At 60.6% G+C, this 8,266-nt stretch carries 9 protein-coding genes; 5 read left to right on the top strand and 4 right to left on the bottom strand.

Annotated elements, in window-relative coordinates; genetic code table 11:
- Positions 1 to 80 precede the first annotated feature (80 nt).
- Positions 81 to 1,799, top strand: coding sequence for a tetratricopeptide repeat protein (locus tag ACJO2E_RS04925; RefSeq protein ID WP_406962405.1), 1,719 nt, complete (start codon positions 81 to 83; stop codon positions 1,797 to 1,799).
- Between the two features lie 10 nt (positions 1,800 to 1,809).
- Here ACJO2E_RS04925 and ACJO2E_RS04920 read toward each other — a convergent pair whose 3' ends face one another.
- Entirely contained in the window at positions 1,810 to 2,676 is an 867-nt protein-coding gene (locus tag ACJO2E_RS04920; protein ID WP_406962403.1) for a YicC/YloC family endoribonuclease, read from the bottom strand.
- A 208-nt stretch (positions 2,677 to 2,884) separates the two neighbouring features.
- Between ACJO2E_RS04920 and rph the strand changes: the two genes are divergently transcribed.
- Positions 2,885 to 3,601, top strand: coding sequence for a ribonuclease PH (gene rph / locus ACJO2E_RS04915; RefSeq protein WP_406962401.1), 717 nt, complete (start codon positions 2,885 to 2,887; stop codon positions 3,599 to 3,601).
- 76 nt (positions 3,602 to 3,677) lie between these two features.
- On the opposite strand, the gene ACJO2E_RS04910 is transcribed toward rph, so the two are convergent.
- Positions 3,678 to 4,487, bottom strand: a complete 810-nt coding sequence (locus ACJO2E_RS04910) for an exodeoxyribonuclease III (protein WP_406962399.1) — start codon at positions 4,485 to 4,487, stop codon at positions 3,678 to 3,680.
- An 82-nt stretch (positions 4,488 to 4,569) separates the two neighbouring features.
- On the opposite strand from ACJO2E_RS04910, the gene pyrE reads away from it, so the two are divergent.
- Both pyrE and ACJO2E_RS04900 read left to right on the top strand, forming a co-directional pair.
- Positions 4,570 to 5,208 carry an orotate phosphoribosyltransferase gene (gene pyrE, locus ACJO2E_RS04905; RefSeq protein WP_406962397.1) on the top strand — a complete coding sequence of 213 codons (639 nt, stop codon included), beginning with the start codon at positions 4,570 to 4,572 and terminating at the stop codon, positions 5,206 to 5,208.
- Between the two features lie 127 nt (positions 5,209 to 5,335).
- Positions 5,336 to 5,986, top strand: a complete 651-nt coding sequence (locus ACJO2E_RS04900) for a DUF4124 domain-containing protein (protein WP_406962395.1) — start codon at positions 5,336 to 5,338, stop codon at positions 5,984 to 5,986.
- A 73-nt stretch (positions 5,987 to 6,059) separates the two neighbouring features.
- Here ACJO2E_RS04900 and ACJO2E_RS04895 read toward each other — a convergent pair whose 3' ends face one another.
- Positions 6,060 to 6,605 carry a hypothetical protein gene (locus ACJO2E_RS04895; protein WP_406962393.1) on the bottom strand — a complete coding sequence of 182 codons (546 nt, stop codon included), beginning with the start codon at positions 6,603 to 6,605 and terminating at the stop codon, positions 6,060 to 6,062.
- 370 nt (positions 6,606 to 6,975) lie between these two features.
- Between ACJO2E_RS04895 and ACJO2E_RS04890 the strand changes: the two genes are divergently transcribed.
- Positions 6,976 to 7,674 (top strand): fibronectin type III domain-containing protein, encoded by a 699-nt coding sequence (locus ACJO2E_RS04890; RefSeq protein WP_406962392.1) that lies wholly within the window; start codon positions 6,976 to 6,978, stop codon positions 7,672 to 7,674.
- A gap of 46 nt (positions 7,675 to 7,720) precedes the next feature.
- On the opposite strand, the gene ACJO2E_RS04885 is transcribed toward ACJO2E_RS04890, so the two are convergent.
- Positions 7,721 to 8,068, bottom strand: coding sequence for a DUF2782 domain-containing protein (locus ACJO2E_RS04885; protein WP_406962390.1), 348 nt, complete (start codon positions 8,066 to 8,068; stop codon positions 7,721 to 7,723).
- Between the last annotated feature and the right edge of the window lie 198 nt (positions 8,069 to 8,266).

The following is an 8,266-nucleotide window of genomic DNA, read 5'->3' as shown; positions in this document are numbered from 1 at the left end:
GTTGTCCCACTCATCAGGAGGCCATGGCGACTGCCACACGGAATCGGTGTGGCTGACACTCAATCGGATGTATCACGACTATGGACAGTAACGTTTCTGGCAAAGACCACGCCCTGATCAGGGATGAACTGGACAAGATCCTCCATTCCAAACCCTTTGCCCAGGCTCCTGCCGTTCGGGCCTTTCTTGAATTTGTTGTCACCGAAACGATGGCCGGGCGCGGTGACCAGATCAATGCCTACACCATCGCATCGGAAGTTTTTGACCGGGGCGCCCAGTTTGATCCGTCCAGCGATACCATCGTGCGGACAACCGCGGGTCGGATCAGAAAAGGGCTTCAGGCCTACTACAGCGACTGCGGGCAGGACGCCCGGGTTGTCATCAGCTTGCCGAAGGGAAGGTACGTGCCCTCATTCGAGTTCCGGGACCTGCCTGCGCCACCGCAACCGGACTCATCCAGCGAAGTATCCGTTAGTCGATCACCACGTTCGCGCCCAGTCCTGCTAGCGGTCGCCTGTCTGTTGGCAGTGGTCGCTACTGGCCTGTCGGCGCTTTTCTGGTGGCAGAGCGAACCGGAATCCCTGCCTACCGACATCGTTATCGACGTGCACCCGGTTCAGCTCCTCAACCAGGAAGACCAAGCACTGGCCCGGGCCATTGATAGCCGTCTTGCCCCCTCTCTGTCGCACATCGGGCTGGCGCGGATCACCCCTCCTGCGGCACTGCCGGGCAAAACAGCGGGAGAACCCACCGAAAAGACGGACAATTTCAACAACATCGCGTTTACCTTGCAGCCAACGCTCACAACTGGCCCGAACCCCGAGCTGCTCTGGCAGTTGATCGATAATGAAACCGGCTATTTGTTGTGGGCCGCCAAAGAACGACTATCAGGAACCGACTCCGCCTCAATCAGCAGAGCTGTTAACAAGGTTTCGTTCCAGGTTCTTGGCGAAGGCGGCGCAGTACCCTTGACGCTGGACCGATACCACAGTGATACCTTCTCGAAACAGACCTGCCTGTCACGGGCACAACTGATGCGAGCGGTGGAGAGGGCCAGCGTATACCCTGACATGCGCGAATGCCTCGAACGTATTGTCACCCAGTTCCCAACCGATGCCTCGGCCTGGGCCGTCCTGAGTACCTTCTACACGGTGAGGACACGCTACTACGCCTTCGGCGGACCTGAAGAGCGGGCAGAGCTCATCAGACTCGCCGACCATGCCGCTGCAAACGCCGAGGAGTTCGCCCCCCACGCCTACCTCACCAAGGTCGCGCTGATGCACCTGGCGCTTCGCCAACGGAAGATCGAGGAGTTCGACCAGCTTCAAAGGCAGATCAGGACCCGCTATCCGGGGGACATCTATCTCAAACTGCGTATTGCCAGCCGTATCGCCAGATTGGGCCGCGGTTGGGAGGCACTGGAAATATACGATGAGGCGCGGGAAGACTGGGGCATTAACCTCCGGTCAAGAGCGGCCGAACTCGCCCTGGCCTACTTTGTCGAAGGCGAATACGAGCGTGCCTATCAGGAAATCGTACGAACAGGCTCCCGGCAACGCTACGTGTTGACGCTCAAAGTTGCCATCTTTGGAAAGATGGGCATGGTGGAAGAGGCCCAGCCGGTCATTGATGAACTTGTGGAGAATAACCCCGACATCAGGGAAACCTATTACCCGTGGCTTGCCGAACTCAGTTGGGAGCATCCTCTGCTGCTCGATATTGCCGACGGTCTTGCCAGGGCGGGCCTTATTGTAAACATCGAGGAAACCAGCGAGTCTCCCAACATCGTAGACACCTGATAGCGGGACATCACTCCAGGTTCTGCACCTGCTCCCGCATCTGCTCTATGTAGACCTTCATATCCACCGCAATCCGGGTGACGTCCGCATCGATGGACTTGCTGCTGAGGGTATTGGCCTCGCGGTTGAGTTCCTGCATCAGGAAATCCAGCCGTCGGCCAATGGCGTCGTTGCGCTGAAGGGTATCCGAGACTTCGGTGAGATGGGCGTCCAGGCGGTCCAGTTCCTCGGCCACATCGGATTTCTGGGCCAGCATGACCATCTCCTGGCTGATCCGGTCGGCGTCCAGTTCAATCAAGGCGGCACGGAAACGCTCCCGCAGGGATTCCTCCTGGGCCTTCAACAGTTCCGGCATCCGCTCCCTCACCTGGCTGACCAGTGCGCTCATGGCGGACAGGCGTTCGTCGAATAATGGGCGCAGGCGCTCGCCTTCCCGTTCACGCACCTGCACCAGGTCTTCCACGGCGCGACGGAACAGTTCATCCGCCGCAGTCTTGACCGGGCTCAGGTCAGGCTCCTCCCGCTCCAGCACCCCCGGCCAGCGAAGCACGTCGATGGCGCTGATGTGGGCAGGGTTGTCCAGCATTCGATTGACATGATTAATGGCCTCATTGAGTGACCCTGCCAGCCGCTCATTGACCACCAGACCGGTATCGGCGGTATCCGATGCCTGCAGGCGCATGCCGACATCCACCTTGCCGCGCCCCAGGGTCTTGCGGAGATGTTCCCTGAACCCGTTCTCCAGCTCCCGCAAGGCTTCCGGCAACCGGAAGGACGGCTCCAGATAACGGTGGTTCACGGTACGGATCTCGCAGGTCAGCACGCCCCATTCTGCCTGGGCTTCCTGGCGGGCGAAGGCCGTCATGCTTCTGATCATGGTTGCTCCGGGTCGGTCGGTTACATTGGGTAACAGTCTATCAGTTCGGACACCGGAAAATCCTGCTCTTTCCCAGCAGGATTCGATCGCCGCCAGGCAGGTCCCGAAGAGCCGCCCGTGTTATACTCCCTGTCCTTTTCCCCACTACCGGCAGCACATGCCGCTGACCGGCCTCAATCAATTCTCCAGTTTTACAGAAGGACTAGCTATGCGACCGAGCGGACGACAGCCCGACCAGCCCAGAGACGTCAGGCTCACACGCCACTTCACCCGTCACGCGGAGGGTTCCGTGCTGGTGGAATTCGGCGACACGCGGGTCATCTGTACCGCCTCCGTGGAAAACAAGGTCCCCCCTTTCCTGCGCGGCGCCGGCCAGGGCTGGATCACCGCCGAATACGGCATGCTGCCCCGCTCCACCGGCAGCCGCATGGGCCGGGAGGCCGCCCGGGGCAAACAGGGCGGACGCACCGTGGAGATCCAGCGCCTCATTGGTCGCTCCCTGCGGGCCGCAGTGGATCTGGATGCCCTGGGCGAACACACCATTACCATCGACTGCGATGTGATCCAGGCGGATGGCGGCACCCGCACCGCCGCCATCACCGGTGGCTGCGTGGCCCTGGTGGATGCCCTGAACCACCTGGTGAAGGAAGGACGACTGTCGAAGTCCCCCCTCAAGCAGATGGTCGCGGCCCTGTCCGTCGGCGTATACCAGGGCACCCCGGTGGTGGACCTGGATTACCCGGAAGACTCCGAGGCGGAAACCGACATGAACGTGATCATGACCGACCAGGGTGGTTTCATCGAAATCCAGGGTACCGCCGAAGGTGCGCCCTTCGACCAGGAAGAGCTGGACAGCATGCTGACGCTGGCCAAACAGGGCATCAATCAGTTGTTCGACATCCAGAAGTCAGCGCTGGCGGAATAATCCCCCTCTCGCCGGCCGATCATAAAAAAAGCGCGGCGGATAACTCCGGCGCGCTTTTTTTATACCCGACAACTGGTCAGAAACCGATATCGATGTCGTAGTCCATGATCAGTGGGGCATGGTCCGAGAAACGGGCGGACTCGTCGATCCAGCCGTCGCGGATGGTCCTGCGGATGCCCGGTGTCAGCATCTGGTAGTCAGCGCGCAGTCCCACATTCTTGCGCTCGCCACCGTCCCATTCCGGCCACCAGGTGAACTGGTTACTCTGCTTGTTGATCTCGCGGAAGGCGTCAATGGCGCCCAGCTCGTCAAACAGGCGATCAAGGAACGCGCGCTCATGGGGCAGGAAGCCGGACACATCGAGCTGGTGATAGACAGGGCTGGCATCGGTGACATGCTGGGCGGTTTGCAGGTTGGCGCAGAAGATGAACTGGCGCCGCTTTCGGAGCGTCTTCTGCATGTGCATGCCAAACGCATCCATGAACTCGTCCTTGTGATCGAGGACGGTCAGGTCGTTCTCGTCGCCCAGCAGTTCCTCTTCGCGGCCCAGGGCGCAGGGGGCAAGCACGCTGGCCACGCTGACGCGGTCGAAGTCCGCCTGGACAAACCGGCCTTCCCGGTCCGCCTGTTCGCTGGCAAAGCCATACATGATGGCCTTTGGGAAATGGCGCGTATAGATGCCCACGCCACCGTGCTCGTCCAGCTCGCCGTCGATAAAGTAGGCTTCGTACCCCTCGGGAATAAGGTTCCGGTCCTCTATCTCATAGACCCGCATGCGATGGTCCTGAACACAGATTACGTCGGCGTCCTGGTCGGCAATCCAGTCAAAGAAGCCCTTGTCAATCGCCTGTTCCAGGCCACTGACGCTGATTGATACTACACGCATACGTATTCCCTGATTCAGTTTGTGTGTATGATACCGGTTTTATACGTATTTGAAAGAACCAGACCCCGCCAGAAGCCTTGTCATGCACGACTACCAGCGCGATTTCATCGAGTTTGCCATTCACCGGGAAGTGCTCCGTTTCGGTGAGTTCACCCTGAAGTCAGGTCGCACCAGCCCCTACTTCTTCAATGCCGGACTGTTCAACAGCGGCAACGACCTGTTACGGCTGAGCGAGGCCTACGCCGCCGCCCTCACCCGGAGCGGGTTGGATTATGACATTATTTTCGGCCCTGCCTATAAGGGCATTCCCTTGGCCACCACCACCGCCATGGCGTTGGCACGGCAGGGAGATAACCGGCCCTGGGCCTTCAACCGCAAGGAAGCCAAGGACCATGGCGAGGGCGGCAACATTGTCGGCGCGCCGTTGCAGGGCAAGGTGCTGATTATCGACGATGTCATCACCGCCGGCACGGCCATCCGGGAATCCATGGCCATTATCGAGGCGGCGGGCGCCACCCCCGCCGGCGTGCTGATCGCCCTTGACCGCCAGGAACGGGGCCAGGGTAACCTGTCCGCGATTCAGGAGGTGGAACAGAATTACGGCATACCGGTCATAAGCATCATCCGGCTGGATCAGGTCCTGGAGTACATTAAAGGACATCCGGATTTTGCCGGCCATACGGACCGTATTGCCGCCTATCGGGCGGAATACGGCGTGTGAGCCTGCCAGGGCAGTCGGACGTTTTTTCAGGCCTGTGACATAGCCCGGAAATACGCTCCCCATGTCTGGTATGCTCTTGCTGCATACAGATATTGATGTACGCCATTAACCAACAACGGTGTCACCGGTGAGACCGACGAAACTGACAACCTGCCTTCTCGCTGCCACCTGCCTGCTGGTAACCAGCCTGGCCGATGCCAGGATGTACCGCTACAAGGACGACAACGGGCAGATGGTGATCAGCAATACCGTTCCCCAGGAAGCCTCCACCCGCGGCTATGAGATCCTCAACAGCCAGGGCCGGGTGGTCGATCGCGTCGACCCCGCCCCCACGGAAGAGGAGCTGCAACAGCGGGCCGAGGAAGAACGCCGGCAGCAGGAGGCCGCGGAACAGCGGGAGCGGGACAAGGCCCTGCTACGCCGCTACCGGCACCCGGACGACGCGGTTCGCGCCCTCCACCGCAAGATTGATGAGCTGGAAGGTCTGAACCAGCTCAAGCAGGGCAATATTTCGGTGATTGAATCGCAACTGGACTCCGAACAGTCCAAGGCCGCCGACCTGGAACGGTCCGGCCGGGACATCCCTGAATCCACCCTGGACAAGATTGACCGCCTGGAGCAGCAGATCCGGGAGCTGGAAGCAGAGATTAATGCCCAGAACCGGGAAATGGAGAAGATCCGCGAAAGCTACGTGGACGATATTGAGCGGCTGGAAGTGATCACCGAGCAGGACAGGACGCTGCCCCTGGATCCGGACGCTGCCAGGGAAAGCCGATAACCACTCCCACCCGCAAAAACGAAAGGCCACCGTCACGGTGGCCTTTTTGCATTACACGGTCAGTCGACCGCAATCAGGCACTGGTGGTACTCTTCGTGCCTGCGGAACGGCTCCGGGTACTGCGGCTGCCGGAAGTCGTCTTGCGGGTGCTCCGTGTGGCCCTGGACACTTCCTTGCTGGCCGAATCCGCCGCCCCGGATACGTCCCTGGCCGTGGACTGGGCACCGCGGGACACGCGGTTAGCAGTCTTCTGCGCCTTGTTGGAGACATCACTGGCGGTGGACTTGGCCGTGGATGACACCTCATCCGCCACATCGTCGGCGGCCTGGCTCACGGACCGCGCGGTATCGGCGGTCTCCTTCTCCAGGCGGGCCACCACATCCGCGGCGAAGCTGCCGACCCGATTGTTAAAGTCCCTCAACTGGTCAAAGACCTTGCCACTGGCGCCGTTGTAGCGCTTGCGAAGATTCTTGACACGATACTGGCGAACTTCGGTTTCGATCCGTTCCGCCAGATCGAAGGGCTTGGCCGAAATCTGCTTCTGTGTGTTCTCGGCGGCATTGATGCCCTTGTCCACCATGCCCTGAAGTTGTTCCTGCCAGGTATGTAGCCTGCTCATATCGAACTCCCCTTGATCTGTGTCTGATAACCCGAACCGGAGGAATCAGACTCTCCGGCGATGTCAGTTACAGCATAGGGAGAGAAGTTAGAGTATTCATACTAATCCAGTCATCCGCCCCCGAACGGTAATTCGGTGAACCAGCCAGCAATTTTCAGAATGGTCACTTGAGACAACATTCCGGTTGCTCATACTTCTGAATCGTTTTCGTGCGCAGTGGCATCCGGGAGGCCCACGTCCCGACCATAACCGGTGCAGCAGGGCATTCTCCTGCTCATAGCGAAGCACCGGCAACCTGACCCGACCGGCCCCAACACCCATTCACTGGCCGGTGACTATCGGGTGCAGGCACAACGTGCGAGGAAACATCATGGCGTTTCAGGAAGAACGCAGGATACTGTCATGGAGTCTGGCGGCGCTGTTCAGTCTGGCCCTGACCGGCTGTGGCGGTGATTCAGGAACATCCAGTGCAGCGGAACCGGCAGATACCGGGACACAGACCGCCAGCGAGCCGGACCATACACCGGACGCCGGAACGACCGGGAACCAACAGGACCAGACCAACGCCGGTTCCGACCAGCCGGACAAGGCCGTTTCCGATGAAGGCAGCGCTCCCCCCCAGATCGCCCAGCCGGGCGTTGTGGTTGAGAACCCCATTTTTGCCGACCCGATCCAGGCGCCAGTGCCGGACGATGCGGAAACGGACCATGCCGACAGCGACAGCAGTCCGCAACCGGAGGACCCCGCCACCGGCGACGACCCGGTGGTCACCGAACCCGAACCGGAGAACCCCGACCCGGTGGTCCGGCGCCCCACCCTGCAATGGGAAGGCCCCCTTACCCGGGAGGACGGCAGCAAGCTGTATCCCGGAGAGGTCAGGGGCTACCGGGTCTACTACCGGCTGCGACACCAGGAGCAGTTCGATTCCCTGGTGGTCGAAGGCCCGGACACGGACAGCCTGCTGCTGGACGACTTCAAACCGGGCGCCTACGAGTTCGCCGTCAGCACCCTGGACAGCAACGGCCTGGAAAGTCAGCGCTCCGAGCCAGTCCCCGTGGATCTGATCTGAGGGCCCGACGCCACAGGCCTCAACCCGGGGCCGGGCCCGAGCGAATCTACCAGCGGAACAGGACCCAGCTTGGCACCAGCAGGGAGGACTCCCCCTCCCTGATCCAGCCGCCGCCTTCAGCGGGTACCAGATAGTAGGAGGGCCCCACCCTGGGCACAACCTTGATCTCCCGTATTTCGCCCCTGATCCGGTACTCGTAGTACACCACATCCTCCCCCGGCCGGATCACGATCTGTGACTCCGAGGTGTCCGGCTGGTACTCCGGCATGACCACCGGTTCGTCCGGAGCATCGGGTTTTTCATCCAGGGGCGAGTCGGCGGCATCCTGGGCCCGGGCGGACTGGAAAACCACCAACAGGGACAGCGCCAACAGGGAGACGGAGAGCCTTTTCATGATAACCTCTGTGTTCGACAGGCCGCTGTTGCGATACCTTATCTGAAGCGTTGCACAAGCCTCCCGAACCTTCAAACAGATTCCGGATTCCCCTGGTGTCCCTTAACATAAGTTCGCAGCGTTTCAGAGGCTGTGTCAGGCATTACTACAAGGCGCGTTCCGCCGGGAATGGTGTGTCCCTTGCCAAGGGACGCAACA

Origin of the sequence: Marinobacter shunpengi, from assembly GCF_045449695.1 — a bacterium.
GTDB lineage: Bacteria > Pseudomonadota > Gammaproteobacteria > Pseudomonadales > Oleiphilaceae > Marinobacter.
The sequence above is the reverse complement of the archived record's forward strand: the minus strand, read 5'-3'. Positions and strand labels throughout refer to the sequence as shown.